24 protein-coding genes and 1 pseudogene are annotated in these 25,057 nt (G+C 54.0%); 12 read left to right on the top strand and 13 right to left on the bottom strand.

Annotated elements, in window-relative coordinates; translation table 11 throughout:
* Positions 1–85 precede the first annotated feature (85 nt).
* From C812_RS11735 to C812_RS11715, 5 genes are all read left to right on the top strand, one after another.
* Positions 86–1,582 carry a spore germination protein gene (locus C812_RS11735; protein ID WP_279626220.1) on the top strand — a complete coding sequence of 499 codons (1,497 nt, stop codon included), beginning with the start codon at positions 86–88 and terminating at the stop codon, positions 1,580–1,582.
* 5 nt (positions 1,583–1,587) lie between these two features.
* Complete coding sequence (locus tag C812_RS11730) at positions 1,588–2,760, top strand: Ger(x)C family spore germination protein (protein ID WP_016312868.1); 1,173 nt, start codon at positions 1,588–1,590, stop codon at positions 2,758–2,760.
* A complete protein-coding gene (locus C812_RS11725) occupies positions 2,757–2,966 on the top strand; it encodes a hypothetical protein (RefSeq protein ID WP_016312867.1) in 210 nt (69 codons plus the stop codon). Before C812_RS11730 ends, C812_RS11725 begins: the two co-directional genes overlap by 4 nt.
* 18 nt (positions 2,967–2,984) lie before the next feature.
* A complete protein-coding gene (locus C812_RS11720) occupies positions 2,985–4,082 on the top strand; it encodes a GerAB/ArcD/ProY family transporter (protein WP_016312866.1) in 1,098 nt (365 codons plus the stop codon).
* A gap of 71 nt (positions 4,083–4,153) precedes the next feature.
* The gene (locus C812_RS11715) at positions 4,154–4,852 is read left to right on the top strand and encodes an HAD family hydrolase (RefSeq protein ID WP_016312865.1); all 699 of its coding nucleotides are present in this window, start codon (positions 4,154–4,156) and stop codon (positions 4,850–4,852) included.
* Positions 4,853–4,891: 39 nt separating this feature from the next.
* On the opposite strand, the gene C812_RS11710 is transcribed toward C812_RS11715, so the two are convergent.
* The 6 genes from C812_RS11710 to C812_RS11685 are packed head-to-tail and all read right to left on the bottom strand — an operon-like array spanning position 4,892 to position 11,592.
* Positions 4,892–6,001, bottom strand: coding sequence for a YheC/YheD family endospore coat-associated protein (locus C812_RS11710; RefSeq protein WP_016312864.1), 1,110 nt, complete (start codon positions 5,999–6,001; stop codon positions 4,892–4,894).
* The gene (locus tag C812_RS21535) at positions 5,958–6,512 is read right to left on the bottom strand and encodes a GNAT family N-acetyltransferase (RefSeq protein WP_016312863.1); all 555 of its coding nucleotides are present in this window, start codon (positions 6,510–6,512) and stop codon (positions 5,958–5,960) included. Before C812_RS21535 ends, C812_RS11710 begins: the two co-directional genes overlap by 44 nt.
* Before the next feature lie 37 nt (positions 6,513–6,549).
* Complete coding sequence (locus C812_RS11700) at positions 6,550–7,674, bottom strand: YheC/YheD family endospore coat-associated protein (protein WP_016312862.1); 1,125 nt, start codon at positions 7,672–7,674, stop codon at positions 6,550–6,552.
* Positions 7,671–9,047: a YheC/YheD family endospore coat-associated protein gene (locus C812_RS11695; protein WP_016312861.1), complete on the bottom strand. Its 1,377-nt coding sequence runs from the start codon at positions 9,045–9,047 to the stop codon at positions 7,671–7,673. The genes C812_RS11700 and C812_RS11695 overlap by 4 nt, the downstream gene beginning before the upstream one ends.
* A 23-nt stretch (positions 9,048–9,070) precedes the next feature.
* Positions 9,071–10,183 (bottom strand): YheC/YheD family endospore coat-associated protein, encoded by a 1,113-nt coding sequence (locus C812_RS11690; RefSeq protein WP_016312860.1) that lies wholly within the window; start codon positions 10,181–10,183, stop codon positions 9,071–9,073.
* Positions 10,184–10,224: 41 nt separating this feature from the next.
* Complete coding sequence (locus C812_RS11685) at positions 10,225–11,592, bottom strand: YheC/YheD family endospore coat-associated protein (protein WP_009227037.1); 1,368 nt, start codon at positions 11,590–11,592, stop codon at positions 10,225–10,227.
* Between the two features lie 241 nt (positions 11,593–11,833).
* On the opposite strand from C812_RS11685, the gene C812_RS11680 reads away from it, so the two are divergent.
* The 3 genes from C812_RS11680 to C812_RS11670 all read left to right on the top strand — a co-directional run bounded on the left by C812_RS11680 (position 11,834) and on the right by C812_RS11670 (position 14,754).
* Positions 11,834–13,003, top strand: coding sequence for a DUF445 family protein (locus tag C812_RS11680; RefSeq protein ID WP_016312859.1), 1,170 nt, complete (start codon positions 11,834–11,836; stop codon positions 13,001–13,003).
* Positions 13,004–13,974: 971 nt separating this feature from the next.
* Positions 13,975–14,319: a YlbF/YmcA family competence regulator gene (locus C812_RS11675; protein ID WP_016312858.1), complete on the top strand. Its 345-nt coding sequence runs from the start codon at positions 13,975–13,977 to the stop codon at positions 14,317–14,319.
* Between the two features lie 141 nt (positions 14,320–14,460).
* A complete protein-coding gene (locus C812_RS11670) occupies positions 14,461–14,754 on the top strand; it encodes a hypothetical protein (protein ID WP_016312857.1) in 294 nt (97 codons plus the stop codon).
* A gap of 92 nt (positions 14,755–14,846) precedes the next feature.
* On the opposite strand, the gene ilvB is transcribed toward C812_RS11670, so the two are convergent.
* Positions 14,847–16,568, bottom strand: coding sequence for a biosynthetic-type acetolactate synthase large subunit (gene ilvB, locus C812_RS11665; protein WP_016312856.1), 1,722 nt, complete (start codon positions 16,566–16,568; stop codon positions 14,847–14,849).
* A 117-nt stretch (positions 16,569–16,685) separates the two neighbouring features.
* Here ilvB and C812_RS11660 point away from each other — a divergent pair.
* Positions 16,686–17,021, top strand: a pseudogene (locus C812_RS11660) (SPASM domain-containing protein); the annotation flags it as partial.
* A gap of 41 nt (positions 17,022–17,062) precedes the next feature.
* Here C812_RS11660 and C812_RS11655 read toward each other — a convergent pair.
* The 3 genes from C812_RS11655 to C812_RS11645 are packed head-to-tail and all read right to left on the bottom strand — an operon-like array spanning position 17,063 to position 17,908.
* Positions 17,063–17,299 carry a DUF2249 domain-containing protein gene (locus C812_RS11655; protein WP_016312855.1) on the bottom strand — a complete coding sequence of 79 codons (237 nt, stop codon included), beginning with the start codon at positions 17,297–17,299 and terminating at the stop codon, positions 17,063–17,065.
* The gene (locus tag C812_RS11650; protein WP_016312854.1) at positions 17,299–17,658 is read right to left on the bottom strand and encodes a hypothetical protein; all 360 of its coding nucleotides are present in this window, start codon (positions 17,656–17,658) and stop codon (positions 17,299–17,301) included. Before C812_RS11650 ends, C812_RS11655 begins: the two co-directional genes overlap by 1 nt.
* A 16-nt stretch (positions 17,659–17,674) precedes the next feature.
* On the bottom strand, positions 17,675–17,908 hold the full coding sequence (locus tag C812_RS11645; protein ID WP_009226733.1) for a DUF2249 domain-containing protein: 234 nt from the start codon (positions 17,906–17,908) through the stop codon (positions 17,675–17,677).
* Positions 17,909–18,141: 233 nt separating this feature from the next.
* On the opposite strand from C812_RS11645, the gene C812_RS11640 reads away from it, so the two are divergent.
* Positions 18,142–18,882 carry a YwiC-like family protein gene (locus C812_RS11640; RefSeq protein WP_016312853.1) on the top strand — a complete coding sequence of 247 codons (741 nt, stop codon included), beginning with the start codon at positions 18,142–18,144 and terminating at the stop codon, positions 18,880–18,882.
* 52 nt (positions 18,883–18,934) lie between these two features.
* Positions 18,935–20,269 carry a DRTGG domain-containing protein gene (locus C812_RS11635; protein WP_016312852.1) on the top strand — a complete coding sequence of 445 codons (1,335 nt, stop codon included), beginning with the start codon at positions 18,935–18,937 and terminating at the stop codon, positions 20,267–20,269.
* Between the two features lie 62 nt (positions 20,270–20,331).
* Here the strand turns inward: C812_RS11635 and C812_RS11630 are convergent, their stop codons facing one another.
* From C812_RS11630 to C812_RS11620, 3 genes are all read right to left on the bottom strand, one after another.
* The gene (locus C812_RS11630; RefSeq protein WP_016312851.1) at positions 20,332–20,631 is read right to left on the bottom strand and encodes a YtpI family protein; all 300 of its coding nucleotides are present in this window, start codon (positions 20,629–20,631) and stop codon (positions 20,332–20,334) included.
* Between the two features lie 116 nt (positions 20,632–20,747).
* A complete protein-coding gene (locus tag C812_RS11625; protein WP_016312850.1) occupies positions 20,748–21,248 on the bottom strand; it encodes a sporulation membrane protein YtrI in 501 nt (166 codons plus the stop codon).
* Positions 21,249–21,578: a YtrH family sporulation protein gene (locus C812_RS11620; protein WP_009226738.1), complete on the bottom strand. Its 330-nt coding sequence runs from the start codon at positions 21,576–21,578 to the stop codon at positions 21,249–21,251.
* 111 nt (positions 21,579–21,689) lie between these two features.
* Here C812_RS11620 and C812_RS11615 point away from each other — a divergent pair.
* On the top strand, positions 21,690–25,057 hold a 3,368-nt coding region (locus C812_RS11615; RefSeq protein ID WP_016312849.1), incomplete at its 3' end, for a DNA polymerase III subunit alpha.

The raw sequence follows: 25,057 nt of genomic DNA, 5'->3' as shown, positions 1-25,057 counted from the left end.
TCCCCGTTGTCTTTTTTATGCATAATCAGGAAAGGTTCATTGATAAATTTTGCTTGAATTGGGAATAACATATCCAGACCCTTTGGTGAAAGGAGGAATTCCCTTGCAGATCAAGGAAAGCCTTCATTCTTCAGTTGATGAGAATATCGCATTATTCAAAAGCATCTTTCCCAATGATTCCACCATCAAATTTCGTAGATTTCAACACCCTCAAGTGAAGTCGTTATGCGGCTGTTTAATTCATATTGAAGGTATGGTCAGCACGGAGACGTTAAGCAACTACATCCTCCGGCCGATCTTTCATTTCCAGCCTTCCGAGGAAAACCGTGGTATTCCCTATTTACAGCTCTTGATGGAGGGGATCATCGAGGTCAGCATGCTCGAATTATCAAACGACATGAATGCCCTCTTAAGCGAGCTGCTGAATGGCAATACCTTGTTGTTGCTGGAGGGGCATGATCAGGCGCTGCTCATTGAGACGCAAGGCTTACAAACCAGAGGAGTTTCGGAACCGGGAACGGAAAAGTCGGTGATTGGGCCTCGCGAAGGGTTTACCGAAACGTTGATTACCAATTTGTCGCTGATCCGTCGACGGGTGAAAAACCCAAAGTTAAAGTTTGAATTCATGGAGCTGGGGGAAACAACCAATACGTCGGTTTGTCTATGTTATCTGGAGGACTCGGTTTCCCTGAAAATCTTGGAGGAGCTGAAGAAGCGCTTGGCGCGGATTCAGATCGATGCCCTTGTCGATTCCGGGGAACTGCAGGAATTGCTTCGGGATGACATCCTGACTCCGTTTGAGACAGTGGGCAATACGGAACGCCCTGATACCGTGGCAGGCAAAATTATGGAGGGGCGTATTGCTGTGCTGGTGGATGGGAGCCCGTTTGTACTCACGGTCCCGTTTTTATTTAATGAATACTTCCAGGTGAGTGAAGATTACTACAGCAACTACTTGTTTGGTTCGTTTAACCGGATGATTCGGTTCATTGGCGAATTTCTAGCGGTCAGCGTTCCGGCCATCTACGTGTCCTTGGTGACTTACAATCAGGAGATGATCCCAACTCCACTGCTACTCAGCATTTCAGCAGCTAGACAATCCGTTCCGCTGCCGACGGTGGCGGAATGCTTCTTGATGTTACTCGTGTTTGAAATTCTCCGTGAAGCAGGGACCCGAATTCCCAACTCCATCGGTCAGGCGGTCAGTATCGTTGGAGCTTTGGTTCTGGGGCAAGCAGCCGTAGATGCGAGAGTTGTCAGTGCTCCGATGGTGATTGTCGTTGGTATTACCGGGATCACAACGTTGATTAACGTCAAGATGAAAGCCGCCTCTATTTTTACACGTTTCACTTTGCTGACATTAGCCACGTTTATGGGGATCTACGGATATTTATTTGGCTTAATAGGTGTGGTCGTCCACTTGATGAGCTTGCGGAGTTTTGGTGTGCCTTACATGCTCACCATAGGTTCCATCAAGGATGATGACATTCAGGATACCTTAATCCGAGGCCCTTGGTGGGCATCGAGGGTGGGAACCCTCCGCATCCAAACGAAACGGCGGATTCGTAAGGTTATGAGGTGAGAACGATGTCGATCAAACTTGGGGCCAAGCTGCTGACCGTGATGTTGAGCAGCCTGATGGTTTTATCCTTAACCGGCTGTTGGAATTATCGGGAAATCGAGAAAATGACCACCATCGCCGGAATTGCAATTGACAAAGGCGAGAAGGAGGGGGAAATTCGGCTCACGCTCGAGACGGTCGACGGGTCCGGCGGACAAGACGTGCTGATGGTTGGTTATAGTCATATTTCTTTAACAGGCGAGACGATGTTTGACATTGTACGTCGAATGATTGCGGAGACGGGCAGAAAATTGTACTGGGCGCACGCCAAAGTGATTATTTTGAGTCAGGACATCGCACGGGAAGGAGCTGCCAAAGTTATTGATTGGTATATCCGCGATACAGAGACGCGGGCGGATATCCATATTCTGGTATCCAAAAATGAAAACGCTGCTGACGTGCTTCGAAGCGACAGCTACATGGATATGCCGTTGTCCTTTAAGCTGAATGAAATGCTGGATAATGAGAAATTGTTTTCCTCCGCCCCGGTCATGGAGTTGTTTGATTTCGCTGATACGGTGAATACGCCTGGCATAAGCAGCATACTTCCGCTGATTTACCTGAAGGAGCATGAGAAGGGGAAGATGGCATCGATTGGCGGATTGGCTGTGTTTGACCGAGATCGGATGCTCGGGACGATCAGTGAGGAAGATACCAAATATGTGTTGTTTCTACGCGATGAAATTCGTGGAGGCGTCTTAACGCTGGGCGGATATAATCATCCGCCGGGCATTTCCTTGGAAATTGTCAGGAGTAAAACAAAAGTAGAACCGGTCCTCGTGGATGGAGAGGTCGAAATCCGAGTCAAGACGCACACCACTACCTTCATAGACGAAGCGCAAGAGAACATGGTCGATTTTCTATCGGCTAAAGGGCGGGTAGAGTTGGAACAGCGGATGGAAGAGAAGATGGTCAAAGAAATGGAGAAAGTCATTCAGATCGCCCAAAAACAGTATCAACAAGATATCTTCGGATTTGGCAATCAGATTCATAAGAAGTTCCCAAAATTGTGGAAAAGGTTAGAGCCGGACTGGGACGAGCATTTTTCCAGATTAAAGGTGACGGTACAAGCGGACGTGCTCATCAAAGGCACGGCATCCACCAAACATTCGCTGAAAATGGAGGAAGAGATTCGATGATCCTGCTTACGATTCTCTTATACGCCGTTATCGTATTGTTGGATCAAGTTCAGACTTATAGAACCGCCCCCAAGAAGGATTTTATCTTTAGCTGCGTACTTGGGTTATTGTCGTTCGCAGCGGCATTGGTGGTGTCCACCGGTGAGCGGCTGCCGAGTCCTTCACCGTTAATTGAACGCATGGTGAGTTTGCTACTTGATTTGTAATACGGAGGTGTACTTGCGATGAGCAATGAAAGGATCAGCGGAGGTGAAGCTCGGGCGATTCTGATGCTATATGTCATGGGCAGCACGATGATTATGGGGGCTGCGAGTAATGCACTTAATGATGCCTGGCTCGCCATCCTGATCGGCATTATCCTAACCGTACCACTCGTGTTGATCTATGCGCGTTTGCTCGCCCTTTATCCTGGGCAAAATTTGTTCGACATCTGCTTACAGGTATTCGGGAAGTGGGCTGGGCGAGTGTTGATCCTGATCTACGTTTGGTATGCTCTCCATTTGGCGGCGCTCGTACTTCGGAATTACGGCGAATTTATGGAATCTGAAGCGATGCCGGAAACGCCGATGCTCGTCCCGATGCTGCTCGTTGCCTTGCTGTGCATCTTCGCCGTGATCAAAGGCATTGAAACCATGGGGCGAAGCGCAAGGCTGTTATTTAACATCTGTATAGCTACGGTGATTTTCGTGTTGTTGCTGACGATCGGACGAATTGAGGTGGAAAATATTTTTCCAATAATGGACCATGGCTGGATGCCGATTTGGAAAGGCGCGTTTTCTGCCTTTTCGTTTCCTTTTGCCGAAACGGTATTGTTAACCGGGATATTTTCCAATGTAAAGGATGGAAAATCGTTTGTTCGGATCTTTTTGTATGGCTTGCTCATTAGCGGGGCACTGGTTGTGTTTATTACGTTTCGTAACATTTGCGTATTAGGGACCTACACGATGAGCAACGCGTCCTTCCCCTCTTATGCTGCGGTAGGTCGGATCAATGTCGGCTCGTTTATTCAACGGATCGAAGGCACGGTGTCCATCGTATTCGTCATTTGTGTTTTTATGAAGGTCAGCGTATGCTTGCTTGCGGCAAGTCAAGGGATCGCCAAGCTGTTTAACCTACAGACATACCGGAGTGTGGTTCTCCAATTAGGGCTCTTAACGACGTATTTTGCCTACTCGTTATATGACGACATTATGGAAATGTGGAATTTTGCCATGAAGACCTATGCTTTCTACGCATTTCCGTTTCAGGTGATCTTCCCGATTCTGTTGCTGCTTGGGGCCGAGATCAAGAGACGCCTAAGAACTCAGGAGAAATCAGGATAAGGGTTCGGTTTACAAGGAATGCCGATTGACATATCATGAGGCTATATCATACATACGGAAGGAATGTGGAGATGGAGAGACAGGCTGTCAAACTTTCTAAGCCGGAAGCGATGATTTTTGACATGGACGGGACGTTGTTCAAAACGGAAACCTTGCTCGTCCCAGTTTTTCATAAGGTGTTTGATCAATTGCGTAAAGAAGGTCTGTATACCGGGGATACACCGCCGGAAGAGCTGATCCTTAGCTGCTTGGGGATGCTGTTGCCGGACATTTGGCGTCGAGTCATTCCGGACCATGATGAGCAGGTGCACCGCCGGGCCGATGATCTGCTGCTGGAATATGAACTGGAAGGTCTGCAACAGCTGGCGACCGAGCTGTATCCCCAGGTGGCGGAAACGCTGCGGGAGCTTAGTGCCAGAGGTGTGCGGCTGTTCGTGGCCAGCAATGGGTTGGAGCATTATGTCAAGGGCGTGGCCAAGGCGCATGGAATTGCTTCGCTGTTTGAAGGACTCTATAGCGCAGGGGAGTTCCAAACGGCAACGAAAGTCGATCTCGTGAAGCTGCTTCTGGATCAGCACGGCATCACCCGCGCATGGATGGTTGGGGATCGTTCCTCGGACGTTGAAGCGGGCAAACGGAACGGACTCGTTGCAATCGGCTGCGCTTATGCCGGCTTCGGAGATGATCGGGAGCTGGCCGGCTCCGACGTGCGGATTCACACTTTCGATGAATTGATCTCGTTGTATGAGCAGGCGGAGGAAGTGAAATAGCCAAACCTCCCATGGAGCATAACAAAAGCCGCTGCCCTCCTAATTGGAGGGGGAAGCGGCTTTCTGTTTATGCAACCATAACGCATACTCCAGCGGCCTGACGATCGCTGCGCGGTACGCTTGGGAGTCACCCGATTGATGGAACACTTCGCGGGCAGGCTTGGGATTCACCTCAAGCAGGTAGATCTGTCCGTGGCGGTTGATGGCCAAGTCCAGCGCCAGCTCACACAACGCCCCAAACGTATTCTCCAGGTAGGCGGCGACCTCCAGACTGAGCTTCTCCGCCGCCCGGCGCACTTCCTGCCGCCGTTCTTCATTTGAGATCCACTGCTTTAGCAGCGTATTCATCGCTACGGCATGACCACCGCCGTGAAGATTGGACGTGACACTGCGGGGAGGACCGACCCTGGCAGCGCAGCCAGTCACTTCCCACTCTCCTTCACCGTTCTTCTGTACCAGCATCCGATAGTCGTGTACGCGGCCGTTGGGCAGCTTAATCTGGATCCCTTGCTGGGCGATGAAGCGTCCGCTTCCTTTCCAGCTTAGCAGGAACGTACCCAGCCGGGATTTATGGATTTTTTGCGGAGCGATGATCCTGCGGTTCTGTCTCCGCCCTTGGATCAGGAAGTGATCGCTGTCCAGGCGTTCTACGCGCAGGATGCCGCGGCCCCCTGTGCCGTTAATCGGCTTGACATAGACGGTGGAATACTTTTTGAGCAGGTGAAACACATCGCTGCTGCTCTGAAATAATACCGTCTCCGGGAGGTTGGATCGGAATCGGCTTTTGCGAGACAATGTTTGATATATCGTCCATTTATTGCGCAGCGGCCGGTTAAGGAAAGTCAGATGACGATAACGCGCCCGGAACTTCAGCAATTGCTCGAACCGCTTGCTGCGCTGGATTCGGCAGCGATCGAAGATTAGGTCGGGGAAGCTGCGCCATTTGCGAAACCATCTCTTGCCCTTGGGGTCATACTCGAGGGCGAGAATCTGCTTTTTCTGGTCATTCACGTCCATTGGGGTGAACACGAAAATGTCCAGGCCCATTTTTTTTCCCTCTGTGATCATGCGCTGGTAGATATGGCGTTCCTCCAGCAGCTTCTTGTCATTGAGGTACAAGGTTAGGATGCCCAGGACGGGTTGTGACAACGATATCACCTTCTTTGCTGGTATGGGAGACCGACGCTGCAGGCGTTGGGGAAACGGGCCGGGTCTCCAGCAAAAGCAGCGGTTTCCCGTTTGGATCCCGGGTCAGGCCCGAAGCGTACATCCCTGCACGAAAACACAGGCGCAAGCTCTGAATCTGATTTAACGCCACCTGGCAGCTAAGCTGCTTAAGCCGAGTCTGCTGGGCTTGAAGCAGCCCTGCGCCGAGCCCACAGCCGCGGTACAGGGGATGGACAACGACAACGCACAGGGTGCGGCCGTAATCCATGACGCAAGAGACGCCGGCCAGCCGCTCTCCATCCTCCGCCCGGATGCGGGCAACGAACATGGAGCCCCCCGGCTGCAGTAAGTCGCTTGGCGTCAACCGGAGCAGATTCCGAAGGACGGTGGGCGGAACGCGGCCGGAGTTATATTTACGAATGAAAGCTAAGATTTCGCTGTGCTGCAGCTCCCAAGGAGTCTCATCGTCCACGGTCACGGCTCGGATCTCCATCACGACCGTCCTCCTTTCGTGTTGATATTCGTTCGTTTCAAGGTTTGTGTTTCGGTTGGCGGTATAAATATTGGCTGTATTGAAAAATCCGCTCCAGCGATTTCTTGCGAATATGCGGCTCATCGAACTTCATCGGCTTAGCGTTCGCTTCGAAAAACCACAGGCGTCCGTCGGTGTCCACCCCAAGATCCATGGACATCTCCCCAAGCAGGAAGCCCGATTCCTTCTCGATTTGCTTGGCGATCAAGAGGGCGCTGGACTTAATCCGGCTGAGGAGCAGTGTCGTCATATCGGACCCGAAGGCGGGGAGAAGCATCTTCTCCGGGTCTTCAATGCTGCCGCCTTGCGGAACATGGGTTGTAATCCGTTTCGGTCCGGCCAGACGGGCGCCGATCCCGGTCACCATCCAAATGCCTTTGCCGTTCTTTTGCACGAGCACGCGCATGTCGAAGTGGCGGCCGTGATAGGAGGTCAGCTCGATGCCCTCCTGCATGATGTAGGGCGTTGCGCCAGCCTCCTTTTTAATTCTTTTCCACAGCAAGGGCAGCTTAGCGGTTCGATAAATGATGTTTCGGCGCTTCTTCCCTTGGATCGTCAGCCGGTATGGTCTCGGATGATTTACATCCAGCCGCAGCAGCATAATGCCTTTTCCGGCTTTGCCGCTTTCCGGTTTAAGGTACAGGGAGCCGTATTTCTCCAGCATCGTGGTTAGCGTTTTGGGCCCTAACATTTTTTTCGTGTCCGGCACCAGCGTTTTAGTCGCCCGTCCTTTCTTCAGCCATTCGAAGAGCCGTCGTTTGTTGAAGAAAAAAGGATTAAATAGATGAATCGATTCATGTTGGATGACCTCATCGATTTTGCGTCGTACCTCCGGCTTCTTCTCATCCTCCCGGAGGGGAATGCGGTTGTAGATGACGTCGGGCAAGGGGAACCAATGTTTCTTCCACGTCTTCTCCTCCGGGTGGAACAAGTATCCTTGAACGCGTTTGGCGCTAAGCTTCAAGTCTTTGGCTGTCAGAACATACACGGGACAATCCAGCTCTTGCCCGGTTTTGACGAGATCTCTGAAGTTGCTGCGATTCCCGCGGAACATTCGGACGTTATCATCCACGGTCAGTACGGCGACAACGGGCTTCTTCTCGCTCAATACTGGATTGATCATGAGCCATCTCTCCTCCGGAATTTGCTCAAATAGAGGCAATGATCCAGGATGTGATCGACCGATGCCTTCCCTTCAGCCCGAAGCGAAGGGTGCTTAAAGATCGAACGGCCTGGCTTGGCGTTGGCTTCGAACATCCAAATCTTCTCATCCCGGTCGATCCCGATATCAAATCCGATCTCGCCGATCAGATGCTGTTGATGGGATTCAATCGCTTCAGCTAACGTGATCGCAACGGATTTCGCGTTCCGCAGCACTTCATCGGCACGCGAGCCAAATGCGCGGGAAAGCGCCTGCTCTGGCGTAAGCAGGGAGCCGCCGTTCTTCAAGTGCGTGGTGACGCTGCCTTTGCCGGCTTTTTTCGCACCGATCCCCACGACAACCCATTGGTTCTTCCCGTTCTTATGCATGTGGAAGCGGAAATCGATCGGGCAGTTGTCGATTTCGATGAGACGAATCCCCTGCTGGGCCACGTATCCGCGGAGCGCCCGACCGTGTCTGGCTTGCAGCGTACGCATCAGGCTGTTGAAGGAAGAGAAGCGCAGCAAGGCGTTCCGTCCGTTTTTCCGATACCTGGCATAATAACCGCTTCTCGGAATATAGGATAAACGATAGATCCCGTTGCCCAGGCTGCCGCTGTTCGGCTTATAGTAGACCAGAGAGTGCCGATCCAGCATCTCCTTGATTTGCTCCGGCGTCGGACTCATGATCGATTCCGGAACGTAGCGGCCCACTGTGGGGTCTTTTTCCAGCAGACGGTAAATATCGGATTTATTAAAAAAACTCCAGTTAAAGAAAGGGATCCTCCGGCGGACGAACCGTTCCCGAAGCTGACTGATTGAGCTGGTTGTTTCGGCTCGGCGGCTGGGGAGACGGTTATAAACCACGTCAGGCAGCGGTACCCGCTTCCGCACGAACCGCCCCGCTTCGTTCAGAAAATAGCCGTTCACCGTTTCGTCTTCCCAATGGATATCCCGCGGGGTGAACGCAAAGATATAGGAAACTCGGCTTCCCTGCCGAAGGAGTTGCTTGATGAATGCGGTGCGCGAGCCAAAAGGGTTCGTTGGTGAGGACGTGGGTCCGTCGGACAGCACGCCGATGAGCGGGCCGATCTGCACTTCTCCCTCTTGCTGGCTGCGGAGGTAGACGCCGCCGGGTTTGGGGATTTTAATGCCTCTGCGAACGCCGCTGGCAAGGTACAAGTGGTTTCCCGCTTTATTAATCCGTTTAATGGCGGCGGGGACCCGTTCCCCCCCGAGTCTCAGATGAACCGACTTTCTTCCGGATAGCTTCAGATTCTTCATAAGAGCCCCTGACACGTAAACCACCCGGTCGGGGGCTTGCGTGAAATGGACGTTGCAAAAAGTCAAACTCATGGATTTTATCCTCCTAAAAGTGATCAGGGTTTGCTCAGCAGTAAATAGCGGGCATAGCCTATCGGATTTTCCAGCGACCTTCTGGCGGTTTCCGGATCGCCGATCCGAAAGAACGAGGAGCGCCCCGGTTTGGAGTTGACCTCCAGCACCCATACACGGCCTTGGCGGTCAACGCCGAAATCAAGGCCCAGCTCCGCCAGCCTGCCGAAACGGGTCTCCAGATAGGCCGGAATCAAGAGTGACAGTTTGCGGATTGCGGCTTCAGCGGCTTTGCCTTCAGACTTCCCGAGTTCGCGAATGAGATAAGGCAGTGCCCGATGGGCGGTACCGCCTCCATGCAAGTTGGAGGTGAGTGAATCTTTACGGCCCGCGCGGACCGCCATCCCCGTCAAGCTCCACTCGCCTTTGGCGTCTTTCTGCATGAGGACGCGGACATCAAAGGGTTCGCCGTCCGAGCTGTTCAACTGCAAATACGGCTGAACCAGGAACGGCTGTCTCCCGGTAAAGCGGTCAATCCAAACCAGCCCTGCTTGCTTGGTGGAAAAGCGACGCCGAAAGATCGTATTCCGCCCGCTGCGACCGACAACCCTGACTTCATCACGCGGCAGATGCCATTTAACGTATAGCGTCCGTTTGCCGTGCGTGCCGTTCCGCGGCTTCAGGAAGGCTTCCCCGTCATGGGCCTGCAGCCATTGGTCCAGCTGAGCCCGCCCTTGGTACAGCGCCGTTTCTGGTAAATGTTCGGCAACCTCCGGGCATTCCAGCAGAGCTTGGTATACCGCCCATTTTCCCGCAAGGCCCCGGGCCAAATAAACGAAGGGATGCTCATTCGCCAGCCGTTCGAGCAAACGGTGCTTGCGCAGCTGCTGCTTGCGGTCATGGACCAGGCAGCGATCGTAAATGATGTCCGGCCGGGGGCACCATTTGCGAATCCAGGTTCCGCGTTCGAAGGTATAGGCGGGAATGCCGGCAGCGTTCCCCGATGCGATCCAGCTCAGGCAGAAGACATACACGTGAAGCCCATGCCTTGCCCCGATGATGCATAATCTGCGGCAGAACGCAACTTCCGCGAAAGGGAGCGGTCCGCTGCTTTCGGAGACCAGGATGCCGACGTTTCCTTGTGGTGTTTTGTACATGGCAGATTCCCTCCTTCCAAGAGGCCCTCCAGGGGCAACCTCTAAAAGCCGGACAAATATCGGGTATATTCGATCACTTGCTTGACCGATGGGCGGATCTTCCCTTCGCCGATCGGGGTATTGTCGTTCTTGGACGGCTTGGAGTTGACCTCCAACAGCCACACTCGCCCGCTCGTTTCCACCGCCAAATCAATCCCGAACTCCCCGAAATGAGCCGGGATTTGTGCATCGACGCTCTGGGCGATATCCAAGGCAGCCTTCTTCAGCTTTAAGGCGAGCTTGCTCTTGATTCCCGCTGGCAGCGAGCTTCGGGCAATCGCGTCCTTCACCTTGCTCAGCGAGCCGCCGCGAGCCAGATTGGACACAAAATGATGGTTGCCGGCGATCCGGGCCACGATGGACGTCGTATTCCATTTGCCGTACAGGTTCTTCTGAACCAACGCCCGAAAATCAACTGGCCGGTGATCCACCTCAATCAAGTTCAGCCCTTGCTGGATTTGGTAGCGAGTTGTTTTCATTTTGCCGGACAATGCGTTGAACAGCTTCGCAAGGCTCGGATAAACTTGGCGCCGTGCGCCTCCAACCTGAGTCGATAGGGTCTGGAAGGCCCCGCCTTCAAGCCGCGAGATCCGGATGATGCCTTTGCCCAAGCTTCCCTTGATTGGTTTCAGGAAGACGACGGGATATTTGCTGCACATCGCTTTCAGCATCGCGTAGTTGCGAAACAGATGCGATTCCGGCAAATAACGCTGCACGGAGGCATCTCGGCTAAGCGCGTCGAACACTTCGGTTTTGTCGAGATATTTCTCGTTAAAAAAATGGCTCCCGTAGCGGGATTTTACTTCTTTCATAAAATGCTGTACGCTAGGTTTGTTCTCCAATTTCCGCGAATTCAGCCGGTTGTAGAATACATCTGCGGCGGGCAGCTGGGTTTGCTTCCACCCGTTGCCATAGACCCAGCCCGAGACCTGGCTTGCGCTGTTGCCGATATGATTGGGGGTAAAGAAATAAACGAATACCCCTTGGCGCGAGCAAGCGTTCACGAGCTCTCTGCAGAACAAGGTCATTTGGCCAAACGGCCGTTCCGGATTCCCGGGGAAATCCTGACTGAGCAGAACTCCTAACAGCGGACCCAGTTGAAGGGTCGAGGATTGCGGCCGATAGATGAGTCGCAGCGGCGACCGCGGTTGGATGCCCATTTTTCTGGCCAGACCCGAGCTCATCCGAACTCCATCGGATCTGGATAAGGGGATGACCTTCACGCGGTGCCGAAATGATCCGAAAGTGAGTAGAAGCGGAAGATGCGTTGGGATTTTCCATTGTTTGATCAGCATGTCTCCGAGCACGATCATGTCGTCTTCAAGAATGCCCGGACTCATGATTTGTACCGTAATTTTTTTGGAGGGCATGAATGCGGATCTCCTTCCAAGCTAAGCTAGAGTCTTGGATGCAAGTAAAGATCATCTGCGTAAAATGCATGTAATGCATCATATGAGGACATAGAATCCTTGGTGATTAACCTATGCCCGTTTTCGGCGGCATCCGGGCGAAGGAATGAAGCGTTCTACTCCTTGCCGGGCGCGGGCCGAGGACGGATATCGCGGAAGATAGTTAGGGCAGCAGCCTAAGAGAAAGAAGGAGGAAGAGAGGGTGCCCGATTGGCTTTACGTGTTGGTAAGCGTTGCAGTGGCTGCTTTTGTCGGCGGCGTAACCAACCATTTTGCAATTAAAATGTTGTTTCATCCGCGCAAACCTATACATATCGGCAAATTTCATGTTCCCTTTACGCCGGGACTAATCCCAAAACGCCGTGACGATATCGCCGCATCACTGGGGCAGGTGGTAGCTGAGTATTTGGTAACGGCCGAAGGACTGCAGGAAACGGTGTTGCGTCCGGCGTTCCGGAATAAAGCGGAGGACACGTTGCGCGGCTTCGTGGAACGCATCAGTTCCAGCGAGTTAACGCTTCGGAAAGCGGCACTCCGGGTGTGGAGCGAGGAGGAGTTCGAAGCACTGAAGTCTAAGCTTACGGCAGGGGCAAGGGCTACGGCGATGCGGAGTCTGACGCGCTTATGGGAGCAGGCGGACCTTAGCAGCCTGCCGGTGAAGCGGCTTGTTCCCGGTTGGTCCGAGGAGAACCGCAAAGCCTGGAGCGCCGCGCTGGCCAGCGCGCTATTGGGTGTCGTGGAGGAGGAACTGCTGTCGGCGAGCGGCCAGCGTATGCTGTCGAAAATGGCGGCAGGGCTGATGGACCGAGCCGGCGGATTCCTGGGCACGATGGCCGCGATCTTTGTGGATGAGGACAAGCTGGTGCAAAAAATGACCCCAGCGCTCGTTCAGACGCTGCGGGGCGAGGACGCTTTAAACAAAACCGCCCACGCGATCGAGACGCGGCTGGAGCTGTATGGCGAGAAGCCGGTGGCGGAGCTGCTGGCGCTCTTAACCGGCGAAGAGGCGCTAGGCTGGCTGAACGGCAAGCTTGAGCAGCTGCCGCTGGAGCGTTGGCTCGAGCAAGCGGAGAACCGGCCGGTTCGCTCGTTGATCGAGCCGTGGAAAGCGTCGGTGCTGGGCTTCATTCCGGTGCTGACCGAGCGAACGCTGCGCCTGATTGCCAAAGGCATTCCGGCGGCGATGCAGGCCGTGGATTTGCCGGGTCTCGTCGAGGAACAGGTGTCGAGATTCCCGATCGAACGGCTGGAGGAGGTTATCCTCAGCGTCTCCGGCAAGGAGTTTCGCGCCATTACTTGGCTTGGCGTGGTACTTGGCGGGATCATCGGCTTGTTGCAGTCGTTGTTGCTGCTATTGGGCGGGGTAGGCTGATGGCTAGCGGCTGTCGGTTGTCGGTTGTCGGTGTAGGGTCTGACGGTTGTCAGTTGTCTGCTGTCGCGGGCCATGAGTCCTCGCGGTACTTCTTCTAACGCTTGTGAGGAGCGCTATTGGCGCCGAAAAGAGGGAAATGAAATTCTAACGCTTGCCACAGAGCTTATTTCTCGTAATTTGCGCTAAACAGCGATGTTTTCGGGTCGATAAGCTTTGTGATCAGCGTTAGAATTTGGATTCCTTGTTTTTGAAGCAAATAAGGTTCCTGATCAGCGTTAGAGTGAAGCAGGTTGCTCTAGCGCTTATGAGCAAGGGTGAGCCAGGCCGAGCAACTTCTTCTAACGCTTGTGAGGAGCGCTATTGGTGCCGAAAAGAGGGAGATGAAATTCTAACGCTTGCCACAGAGCTTATTTCTCGTAATTTGCGCTAAACAGCGATGTTTTCGGGTCGATAAGCTTTGTGATCAGCGTTAGAATTTGGATTCCTTGTTTTTGAAGCAAATAAGGTTCCTGATCAGCGTTAGAGTGAAGCAGGTTGCTCTAGCGCTTATGAGCAAGGGTGAGCCAGGCCGAGCAACTTCTTCTAACGCTTGTGAGGAGCGCTATTGGTGCCGAAAAGAGGGAGATGAAATTCTAACGCTTGCCACAGAGCTTATTTCTCGTAATTTGCGCTAAACAGCGATGTTTTCGGGTCGATAAGCTTTGTGATCAGCGTTAGAATTTGGATTCCTTGTTTTTGAAGCAAATAAGGTTCCTGATCAGCGTTAGAGTGGGAAAGAAAGTTAGCAAGTCAGCAAGTAAGGCAAGTTAGCAAGCAAGTTTGCAGAAAAGTGAGTAAGTAAGTTAGTACAAGCAAACAAGTAAGTTGCCAGCAATCCGAAGTCAAGCAATTTTCATGCACCAGCAAGCAAGGGACAAGCCCGCCTTACGCCCGCTTGGATCCCACTAAAACAAATTTGGAGGTTTAATTTAATGAACATTTACGACAAAGCACATGAACTGGCGGCAGCCTTGAAGGACAGCCAGGAGGTAGCCGAAATTACAGCAGCAATGAAGCTAGTGGAGGCCGATCCTGAAAGTAAACGGATGCTGGACGATTTCCGGATTCGCCAAAATGAAGTTCAGCAGCGGATGATGACCGGAGAGATGCCGACGCAAGAGGAAATGGAGCAAATGGAGAAGCAGTTCGAGGTGCTGAGTCTGAACTTGAATATCCGTCGCCTGTTTGATGCTGAACGCCGCCTTAGTGTGATCATTCAGGACGTCAACAAGATTATTACGGACAGCCTGGCCCATCTGTACGGAGCGGGGATCTAACTTCGCGCTTTAGACGACCGCATTCTTGGATTCACAAGTTTCTATCATATTTCTGCAGCCCCGTTCATAGAGATAGAAGAGACAAGGGGAAGACCTAATCAACGGTTCTCGTAATCTATGAAAATAAAGGAGCTGCAGAGGATGAAAGTCGTAAAAAAACCAAGCAAATGGAAGCATGCCGTTTATCTGATTCTGGCATTAGCGATGCTCGTTTATGCCTTGCCGATGATTTCGTTTGAGCCTGGAGCCGGCTGGGTTTCGGTGTTTGGCGCAGTGTGGGCAGGGTTTGCCTTCCTCGTCATCGGGGCTCACCTCCATTTTCTTCTTGGAGTCAATGAAGAGAAGCAGCGGGAGCTGGACCGAATCCGGCGGGAGAAATACCGGGAATGGGAGCTCCAATGGGGCGCGGACGGAAAACACGGTGAACAAGCATAAGCCTGTGCCCAAAATGGACAGGGGCGGTTCTGGAAGGTTGATGATCTTCCGGAACCGTCTTTTTTTCGTCTAAGCTCGCTGAATACGCGGTACTACTTCTCGTCTTCGCCGGTCAGCATTTGATCGTTGCTGGCTCCAGGCGGGACCATCGGGTAGACGTTTTGCTCCTCCCGTACGTTAAATTCCATCAGAACGGGGCCGGGGTGCGTTAGCGCCTGCCGGATCACGGCATCGGCTTCCTCCGGCGTTTGCGCCCGCAGCCCGGGTACTCCGTAGGCGCCGGCAAACGCTACAAAATCCGGCGAAGTGAGGTGGACGGAGGAGTAGCGCCGTTCATAGAACAGCTGTTGCCATTGCCGCACCATCCCCAAATAACCATTGTTCAGGATGGCGATTTTGATCGGTAAGCCGTAATCCACGGCTGTCATCATCTCCTGCAGGTTCATTTGGAAGCTGCCGTCCCCGGTGATGCAGACAATCGGCGGAGCGGACGGACCTTCCAACGCGATGGCGGCACCGATGGCGGCGGGGAAGCCAAAGCCCATGGTTCCAAGTCCACCGGAGGTCAGGAAAGAACGGGGCCGGGAGAACTGGTAGTGATGGGCGGTCCAGATTTGATGCTGACCTACATCGGTTGCCACCACAGCATGGCCTTGGGTATGCTTGTCGATCAGCCGAATGACCTCCTGCGGATTCAGCGATCCTGGAGCCACCGACTCGTTATAATGCGGCACCTTTCGCTGCCATCCGGCCGTCTCCTCAGCCCAGCGGGTCGACTTGGGCGGGATCGCGCACGCATTTAACTTCCGCAGCAGGTCCCCGATATCTCCGCACAGCCCCAGATCAACAAGAATGTTCTTGTCCAGCTCAGCATCATCAATGTCCACATGGATCTTCCAGGCATGGGGAGCGAACGACTTAGCCTTGCCGGAAAGTCGGTCGTTGAGCCGCGTTCCTAGACATATCAGCAGATCGGCGTGATGCACCGCCCGGTTGGCGGCATACGTGCCATGCATCCCGAGCATCCCGAGATAGAGCGGATGGCGGGCAGGGAAGGCTCCGATGCCCATCAGCGTAGTCGCAACCGGAATTTGCGCGGTTTCTACAAGCTGGAACAGCGGCTCGGCCGCACCGGATGCCACGGCGCCGCCCCCGACAACGAGCACCGGGCGCTCGGAGCTTTCGATCTTGCTCGCAATCAGCCGTACGGCCTCCTCATCGATCTGGGTTGAAGGCACGTAACCGCGGATGTGGATTTCGGCAGCCGGACTCAAGTTGGTTTGAGCGGTCATGATGTTCTTGGGCAGATCGATCAGGACCGGCCCCGGTCGTCCCGTAACAGCGAGATGAAAAGCCTCTTTGATGATTCTAGGCAACTCGCGGATATCCATCACGGAATAATTATGCTTGGTCACGTCCATCGTCATGCCAAAAATGTTGACCTCCTGGAAGCTGTCCCGACCGATCAGATCAGTCGACACCTGACCGGTCAGCACGACCATCGGGACCGAGTCCATGTAGGCGTTGGCGATCCCTGTGACCGCATTGGTTGCGTCTGGTCCGGAGGTGACGAGCGCAACCCCCGCCTTCCCCGTCACACGGGCGTAGCCGTCCGCCGCGTGTACGGCTGCCTGCTCATGCCGGGTCAGAATATGCCGGATCTCTCGGCAATCGTACAGCGCATCGTAAATAGGAATCACTGCCCCGCCCGGGTATCCGAAGATCGTATCGACCTGTTCCGCAAGCAGGCAATCGATTAACAGCTCCGCTCCGCTTCGGGCGGAGGTTAACTTGGATTCTTGGATGTTTCTCATTAGGTCAGACCTCCCGGTGGAATTTTGACTATTTTATCGCGGGAGATTCGCTTGTGGAGTGATCCCAGTCATAATTCGTGGGACGCCTTGGCCGGAGGAAGCAGAGAGGCAGCGCCCAAACGTAAAGATCTGCTCGGCCGCTCGCCGAAAGGTGTAAATGACGGAGACGGGTTCGTCTTCATTAGTCACATTGGCGAGGTGTATCCAAGCGGGTTCCTGCCTGTTAGCTGCGGGAATGTCCGGAACGCTTCATTGGTGGATATTTATCGGAACTCACCGATCCTTCGGGAGCTGAGGGACAAATCCTTGCTGAAGGGAAAATGCGGCGTCTGCGAATTTAAGGTGCTGTGCAGAGGTTCAAGAGCGAGGGCTTATGCGGTTACCGGCGATTATTTGGAGAGCGATCCGTATTGCGCATATATTCCACGAGGATTTTCACAACAACAAAAATAATAAGGAGGCCGAGCGGCCTCCTTTTCTTGTTCTGCAAAAACTTAAGCTTGCATCGGTTCAAATGTCACCTTCCAATGATCTTCTGCCAGCTGCTCGCATTCATGACGGTAGCCCTTACCTTCAAGCACCTTCAGAAGCGGGACCGGCTTCATTGTGGCGTGCAGAACCAAGCTGTCGCCTTCCTGCAGCTTCCCAACGGTGTCCATGATGACGCTGAACGGCTCCTCGCCGCGGCGAAGAATCGGCCGAACGTCGAGTTCAACGATTTGGTTGGCCATTATAGATTCACCTCCAGGTCCGTCCGTTCTGCGGCAAACGCTTGGCAGAGCCGAGCTGCGCCGCTAAGTCCCTTCATGCCGCCGTACAGCGTATAGAAAAACGAATCCGGCGCATCCAGCGAGAAGGACAAATACTGCTTGGGATCGATCCCCAGCATTTTTTCAAACAAAGCGGAGGTGTCGTAGGCATAGAAACAGAAATAGGTATATTGAAACTCCGGCATTTTTTCGGCGATGGTGAGGATCTCACTGGCATAGCGTTCCAGATTGCTTTCGGCTTCCTCGATCATCCTTAGCGCATCCTCAAGCTCGACGGCGATCTGAATCGTTTTCTCATCGACAACCGTAATTGTTGCCATAGGGCATTCCCCCCGTTTAGTTTTTGCCGATTTTCACCTGGAACATCTCCGGTCCTTGCTCAATGTACTCCCAAGTAAAGCCGCCGGGATGCATGGCCTCGAACTGAAAACGGAGCGGTACCGGGTCATGGTCATTAATCAGCAGCATCGCTTCCCCCGGCTCCAGAGAATTAAAGGTTGCGAAAATGGTCTTATGCTTGAGCTGGGGCGGATATTCGGTGGCGTTGACAGTAGCTTTGAATTGACTCATGGGAAGTCCTCCTAAATGTTTAAAATTTGCGATTCGCCCCCATTATAGCAACGGACCGAGGCGGGATTGTGATATCAATCACAAGATGAGAACCCGCCAAAAATTTCTCGGCGGATTTGTCCGGAAGCTGCCATGAATCAAGTGATTTCTGTCACTTAGGTGCTGATGCCCAGCGATTATAATGTGCGTAATTTGAAGTTGACGGCTCACGATGAGAAGGAGGAACTGATAACATGCGCGTCCGTGATTACATCCCGAATCAACATGGTGCCTGGGCTATGCTGATCGTTCCGTTTCTGTTTGGCATGCTCGCCTCTACCCCCGGGGCGATCCACAGTTTGTTGTTTGTGTGCTGGCTGCTTATTTATCTGTTTATGTTTCCTTTGCTGCAATGGATTCGGATGGGAACAGCCAAGACCAAGGTCAAAGCCGACCGATACCGCAAGCCTTTGCTGTTCTATGGTGCGCTGTTGGTCCCTGCGGCGCTCGCATTAATCCTGCTTCGGCCCGAGGTGCTGAAATTGGCTCTGCTGTTCGTGCCGCTGTTTGTGGTGAATGCCATCTATGCCAAGCAAAAGCGTGAACGTGCATTATTGAACGACATTGCGGCAATTGTGCAGTTCAGCTTAATGGTGTTTATCTCGTATCAGCTTGGAGGAGGTACCGATTTTAGGCTCGCCACGGAACTGTTCCTGATCAGCACGTTGTATTTTGTAGGCACTGCTTTTTACGTGAAAACCATCATTCGCGAACGGAATAATAAGCGATTCTATGTTTACTCCGTAGCCTACCATGTTCTGCTGTTGGCCTTGGCCGTATGGCAGCTCCAACCGGCGCTGTGGATTGCCGCATTGATCCTGCTGGCCAGAGCGGCCTGGTTCCCGAGAACGGGGATTACCGCCAAGCAGTCCGGCATGCTGGAAATTGTCTATTCTGTTATCGTTCTTGCCGCCTTCTGGATGACCTACGCCTGAATGTGTATAATGAATACAGAATAGTACAGATTCGGGCAGGGGGGTATAACAGTTGGAGGGACCGGAAGAAAGCGTAACAAAGCACGAACAGCTACTCCAACATATCGAAGGACTTAAGATTGGAACGAAAATCTCCGTGCGCAAGCTGGCCAAAGCGCTGGGGGTAAGTGAAGGCACCGCCTACCGGGCGGTGAAAGAAGCGGAAAATCTCGGGATCGTGATCACGAAGGAACGGATCGGCACCGTTCGCGTGGAGAAGAAGCCGCGCAACATCTCGGATCAGCTGACCTTTGGCGATGTGGTGGAAATCGTCGAAGGCCATGTGCTGGGCGGCGGAGAAGGACTCAACAAAACGCTGAACAAATATGTCATTGGCGCGATGAAAATCGATGCCATGGCCAGATACATCGACGCTGGCAGCCTGCTGATCATCGGGAACCGCGACAATGCCCATTCGCTGGCCTTGGAACAAGGCGCCGGGGTATTGATCACCGGTGGCTTCGGAACGAGTCGTGAAGTGAAGACGCTGGCGGACAAGCTGGCCTTACCGATCATCTCCTCGCGCCACGACACGTTTACCGTCGCATCGATGATTAACCGGGCGTTGTTCGACCGTTTGATCAAGAAGAAAATTATGCTGGTCGAAGACATCGTCAGCCGCAAGCCGCGGGTGAGTATGCTGAAGGCGACCAGCAGCATTTCTGATTTTGACCAGTTGTCATTGGAGACGGGACATCAGCATTTTCCGGTGGTGGACGAGTGGAACCGAGTTATCGGGATCGTCAGCCGCAAGAACGTCGAAGAGCTAAGCGGCGATCAGCCGATTGAGAAATGCATGACCCGCCATCCGATCACCGTTGGCCTGCAGACCTCGCTCGCTTCCGCCGCGCAAATCATGGTCTGGGAAGGGATCGACTTCTTGCCTGTCGTGGACCGTAACCGGAAGCTGGTCTCGTCGGTGACGCGCCGCGAGGTGCTGCAAGCGATGCGGGACGTACGAAATCAGCCGCAGCTGGGCGAAACGTTTGAGCACTTAATGTGGAACGGGTTTGCCGAGGAACGGGACGAAGAGGGGAAATTGTTCTTCCGCGGAATGATTACACCACAGATGGCCACCGATTTGGGGACGATCTCGCATGGGGTCTTGACTTCGCTGATGACGCAAGCCGGACTTCGTGCGGCCAAAGACGCCAGTGGCGGCGACTTTGTGGTCGATAACCTGACGACCTATTTCGTTCGCCCGGTACAAATTGAAAACCCGGTGGTCATCACCCCTGTGTTATTGGAGATGAGCCGCCGGGCTTGCAAACTGGAGATTATATTAACCTATCAGGATTCGCTGGTCTCGAAGGCGGTCATGACGCTGCAGTCCATTGACCATGCCTGAGCAGGAGAAGCGAAGGATCCTGCAGTACAAAGAGGGATAGCCTGACGGCTTGGGCCGCAAGGTTATCCCTCTTTGCGTCGGGCATATAAGCCATGGTTACGGATGCCGGCGAAAATGTTAAACGCCCCCAGCACCATAAACACAGCGCCGATGACAACCCGCAGCGTCGAACCGCTAAACAGGAACATTTGAATGAGGGCCAGGACGATCAACATCAAACCCATGCAGATGTTCATTTTGGCAGCCGCCATTCCCCGCGTCTTCGGATCAAGCGAACGCCGGGACTTAAAGCTGAAGAAGACCGAGCCTACACAGCTGATGATCAAAATCACGTAAAGAATGGTTTGGATCGTTTGGATCATAAGAGGTCCGTACTCCTTTAATCAATAGAGTGGATACGTGCTTGGACAGCAACACACGTCGATTCCTGCAAAACTTGCTGTCTCAAGTGAAATCTCTCTTATTTTAGCATGATTTACTAGAGACGAATATAGGGCCGCATGTCCACCCAAACCTGAAGTACCCCGTCACTCACCAGCATCGTCTTGATTTGAATGGTGTATTCCTTGTCACGAACGACATAGATTTTCCGGTTCAACAGCGTGCGGGCCATTTTGGCATCCGAGTCGATGTCAAAAATATTCCGCCCCCGCAACACCTCCAGCTCGTTATGAAGCTGCTCGGTGACCTCCTTTACTGCCAGCGAATCGAGCGGCGGATCACGTTCCTCCACACGCACCTTGATCTCTTTGATGACCGTGGAACGGTTGTTGTATTTTTTGAGCGTCCGAATATCCTCTTCGGCTTGATGCAGCTGGATCGTCAGGTCTTTGTTCTGGATCCACAGCAAATTGTAGCTGGTCTGATAAATGACGTTATATACGATACTGCCGGTAACCATGCCAAGAATAAACACGGCGGTGAGTTGCATAAACCTGCGAAAGCCCGTAAGCTTCGGTTGTTTCGCGTCGTCCTTCATTCATCCCCGTCCTCCCCCGCACATCCAGCGCACCAATTCCGAACCCATATGCGCCCCAAGAAAGGCGAACAACAGGTACAAGATCTGCTTGATGGCCGGAGACAGGTTCCCGTCAAAAAAATTGCTTTCAATGACCCGCATCGGGTCGATGGTTCCGCCAACTGCGGCCGCCAGCGCCCATATTTTAATGCGGTCGGCAATGTCCAGCATCGTCTGCGTCGGAGGCTGCAGGGATACGACTGCGCCAATGCCGCCAACCATGGCGCCTCCCACCACAATTCCGAAGGCGATAAAGAAATCCATGACCGCTTTGGTCAAAAACGTGCTCATGCGCGCTTGCCCCTTTCCGAGGTTTGTCCGGTCTTTCTACCATTCTATGGGCGGGCAATGCCTATGTATGATAAAATATTAGAGATAAATCGATGGAAAGGAAGGGATCGCATGGACAGCTTTGTTCATTTGCACGTACATAGCGAATACAGCTTGCTGGACGGAGCAGCCCGGCTTGAGGATCTCGTCGCCAAGGCGGCGGCATCCGGCATGAAGGCGCTGGCGCTGACGGATCATGGGGTCATGTACGGCGCGGTTCCTTTTTATAAATTGTGTAAAAAACACGGCATCAAGCCGATTATCGGCTGTGAGGTCTATTTTACGGCAGGCTCGCGCAAGGAACGGGGGAGCCGGCAGGATCAGCCGATCCATCACTTGATTTTGCTGGCTAAGAATGAAACCGGCTACCGCAATCTGATGAAGCTGTGCTCGATCGGTCATCTCGAAGGCTTCCACTATAAGCCGCGAATCGACTGGGATGCGCTGCAGCGGCATCGCGAGGGCCTGGTCTGCCTCAGCGCTTGCTTGGGCGGGGAAGTTCCGTTCCATCTGCTGCGCGGTCATTATGAGGAAGCGAAGAAAGCGGCGCTGCGTTATCAGGCGGCGTTTGGCGAGGATTTCTACCTGGAGCTTCAGGATCACGGCATCCCGGAGCAGAAGAAGGTGAATCCGCTTCTAGTCCAACTGGCGGGAGAAATCGGTGCCGAGCTGGTTGTCACCAATGACGCCCATTATCTAAGTAAAGAAGACGCCGAGGTTCAGGACGTGCTCATTTGTGTAGGTACAGGGAAAACGGTGGATGACGAGGACCGGCTCAAAATGCACACCAATCAGCTCTATCTGAAAACCGCGGAGGAAATGGCTCAGTTGTTCCCTCACTTGCCGGAGGCGTATGCCAATACCGCGAAAATTGCCGATTCCTGTGAGCTGGAGTTGGAGTTCGACCGACATATTTTGCCGGCATATCGACCGATTCCGGAAGGGCATACCGCAGGCAGTTACTTGGCAGAGCTATGTCAACAAGGATTGGTGGACCGCTATGGCGAGCTGGATGTTTGGCGTAACCCGGCGGAGCGGGAGAAGCTGGAGCAACGGTTGCGGTACGAGCTGGAGATCATCGCCAGCATGGGGTTCTCGGATTATTTTCTGATCGTGTGGGACTTCATCGCCTTCGCTCACCGGAACGGGATCGCCACTGGTCCGGGACGGGGCTCGTCAGCGGGCAGCTTGGTAGCCTACGTGCTGCGGATTACCGATGTGGATCCGATCAAATATAATCTGCTGTTTGAACGGTTTTTGAACCCGGAACGGGTGACGATGCCGGATATCGATATCGACTTCAGCGACGAGCGGCGGGATGAAGTCATTGCCTATGTGGTTGACAAGTATGGGGCAGAGCATGTCGCGCAAATTATCACGTTTGGTACGATGGCGGCGCGCGCGGCGGTCCGCGATGTAGGGCGGGCGTTGAATGTACCGTTTGGCGAAGTGGACAAGGTGGCGAAGCTGATTCCCGGCCATCTGGGCATGACGATTGAGCGCGCGTTGAAGGAAAGCCCGGATCTCAAAGCGATGTATGACGGGTCTGAGCGGGTGAAGCGACTGCTGGACATGGCGATGAAAGTCGAAGGTATGCCGCGGCACGCCTCGACCCACGCCGCCGGGGTGGTCATCTCGCGCGATCCGTTAACCGATGCCGTTCCGCTGCAGGAAGGCAGCGAGCATACGGCGTTAACGCAATATTCGATGGAAAACTTGGAAGCGATCGGTCTGCTGAAAATGGACTTCCTGGGCCTTCGCACCTTATCCATCATCGAGCGCTGCATGAACTGGATCAGGGAGCAGTCGGGGGATGCCCCTGATTTCCGGCTGGTTCCGGACAACGATCCGGCCACGTACGAGATGCTGGGGCGCGGGGAGACGACCGGCGTATTCCAGTTGGAGTCTACGGGCATGCGCCGGGTGCTGAAAGAGATGAAGCCGTCGGTGTTCGAGGATATCATCTCTCTGCTGGCATTGTATCGCCCGGGGCCGATGGAGTTTATTCCGAAGTACATCGCTGGCAAGCACGGGCAAATCTCCGTGGAATATCCGCATCCGGATTTGGAGCCGATTTTGAAAGATACGTATGGCATCATCGTCTACCAGGAGCAGATCATGCAGATCGCTTCTCGCATGGCCGGCTTCTCACTGGGTGAAGCGGACCTGCTGCGCCGTGCCGTCTCTAAGAAGAAGCGCGAGGTGCTCGACGAGCAGCGCGGGCATTTCGTCAGCGGCAGCGTACAGCAGGGCTATACCGAGGACGAAGCAAACGTCGTTTATGACATGATCGTTCGGTTCGCCGATTACGGTTTTGCGCGGGCGCATGCGGCGGCCTATGGCGTGCTGGCGTTCCAAACGGCGTACCTGAAGGCGCATTATCCGGTGCAGTTTATGGCGTCGATGCTGACTGCGGTTACCGGCAGCCACCGCAAGGTGGCGGAGTACATCGTAGAATGTCGGCGAATGGGGATCGTCGTGCTGCCGCCGGACGTGAACGAGAGCAACGTGCTGTTTACCCCGCAGGTTGGGGCTGGTTCTGCGGAAGCGGTCCTTTCGAGCGATGCGAAGGACGGCCACGCTGGATCTGGACAGGAGGCGCCGGCCCTTGGGGTCATCCGCTTTGGCCTTGCCGCAATCAAAAATGTCGGCACGCAGGCAATTGAGAGTATTTTGCGCGAGCGGAAGGAGCGTCCTTTCGACAGCTTGCTCGATTTTTGCCGGCGGGTAGATTTGCGGACGTGCAATAAGCGGGTGATCGAGTCGTTGATCCAAGGCGGAGCGTTCGACTCCTTGCCGGGGCATCGGGCGCAGCTGCTGGCGATGCTGGACGAGACGGTCGATGCGGCGCTGAAGTGGCGCAAGGAGAGGGATGATCTGCAGATCCAGCTGTTTGATTTTGTGGAATCGCCGAACTGGGACATCGAGTACCCGGATGTCCCGAAGTTTACGGCGGCCCAGCAGCTGGATTTGGAGCGTGAGCTGCTGGGGCTGTATTTGTCCGGCCATCCGCTGGACGATTTCGATGCCTTGCTGGAGGGCGAAGGCGTCGATCGGCTGATGGATTTGGCCGAAGCCCCGGACGACACCCGCACCGTTGTGGCGGGGATGGTCGTGTCCGTGAAGACGATCACAACCAAGCAGGGGAAAGCGATGGCGTTCATGGAGCTGGAGGACCAGATCGAGCGCTGCGAGGTTGTGTTGTTCCCCGAAGTGTGGCGGCGCTCGGCCGCCCACGTCGAGAAGGGGGCTTTGCTCGCGTTGCGCGGCGTCGTCCAGCAGCAGGACGAAGGCTTTAAGCTGCTGGCCGACGAAGTGGCTCCGCTGAGCGAGCAAAGCCTGGCCCGGCTGCGCCGCGGCCTTGCGCGCGGGCGCGGGCCCAGCGCCGCCGGCGGCACCGGCGGCGCACGCGGTTCGGCCGCGGGGGCTCGCGCGGCCGA

It is taken from the genome of Paenibacillus barengoltzii G22 (assembly GCF_000403375.2).
GTDB classification, from domain to species: Bacteria; Bacillota; Bacilli; order Paenibacillales; family Paenibacillaceae; genus Fontibacillus; species Fontibacillus barengoltzii.
This window is presented reverse-complemented; position numbering and strand designations above follow the sequence as displayed.